The 1,038-nt window shown below is 40.2% G+C and carries 1 protein-coding gene; it reads right to left on the reverse strand.

Features of this window, described 5'->3' with window-relative positions:
- Window positions 1–32: 32 nt before the first annotated feature.
- Window positions 33–917, reverse strand: coding sequence for a phage major capsid protein (locus AB0M39_RS42240; protein ID WP_365374563.1), 885 nt, complete (start codon window positions 915–917; stop codon window positions 33–35).
- Between the last annotated feature and the right edge of the window lie 121 nt (window positions 918–1,038).

The raw sequence follows: 1,038 nt of genomic DNA on the forward strand, positions 1-1,038 counted from the left end.
CGCCCCACAGCCGGGATACCCCATCGAGTGGATCACGCTGTCCCGACCTCTGTGCCGGGCTCCTCACCAGGCTGTTCGACGGCCACCGCACCCCTGGTAATTAAAATAGAAGTTGCTTTAATTGCTGGATCGACTGCCGTATTAATCATAATGATAATATCATCAAAAGTAGAGAGGGCTGGTTTTTTAGGGGCTGCTTGCATGAGTGAGATGATTTCTTTATTACGAGAAACGACGACTTTCTTAGCAATCCAACCCGTCAACCATGACATAATATTTTCGGCACTATCTTTAAGTAGGGAGTTGGTCGCTGTTGTGATCCCTCCGTAGCGTCCAATCTGATACTTAACAAGTTTAAGATTGGGATCGTCATTGGCTCCAATGGTTTCATCTTCGCTATCTAATTTTGTAAGTGGGGTAATATTTGTCCATTTCTCATAAACACGAGAACCTGAGGCTGTAGTTACATTTTCAACATTGACATATTGCTCCATCACATCATATTGGCGTTTCAAGACATTAATCGAAGTTCTTAAATCTTGGGGAATGGTTAAGCCAGCCGCTTCGCCTGATTCATCTTTAGAGGAAGTGACTAGATTTGTGATTTTAGAATCGCCTCTCATTAAGGCTTTAAAATCTGAAATGAAAGAATGATCGGTTTGGTTTTCTCCATTTCCTAAGGGAAGTTGTCCGCTTGAGCGAAGATGAGCAACTTGCGTCGCTTGTGCTTCGTCGACTTGATTTCTAAGTGCATCACAACGAGCTTGTGCATGATCTCTCTTTGCGGTCAAATCTCTTAAAGTTTGAGCTGAGAAGTTTTCATTTTTGAGCATTTGATTGATTTTATCATTATAATTTTCTACTTTTTCGCCTGCTTCAATCCACAGCTCATTGAGTGTATTTAGTGTTTGATTCATTGTATTGATTCCTTATTTTCTATTGGTAAAGATACCAATTTATCGAAACTACAGATAAGGCCTGTATTTCATTACGTTAATTGCGCTTTTTATAAATGAGTTAAAACAACTGATTTTGTTG

The sequence above is a fragment of the Streptomyces sp. NPDC051907 genome (assembly GCF_040681075.1).
In the GTDB taxonomy this organism is placed as follows: domain Bacteria; phylum Actinomycetota; class Actinomycetes; order Streptomycetales; family Streptomycetaceae; genus Streptomyces.

Bases quoted from the DNA above. Each gene is read 5' to 3' on its own strand.
- AB0M39_RS42240 (WP_365374563.1), bottom strand. From the start codon at position 917: ATGAATCAAACACTAAATACACTCAATGAGCTGTGGATTGAAGCAGGC.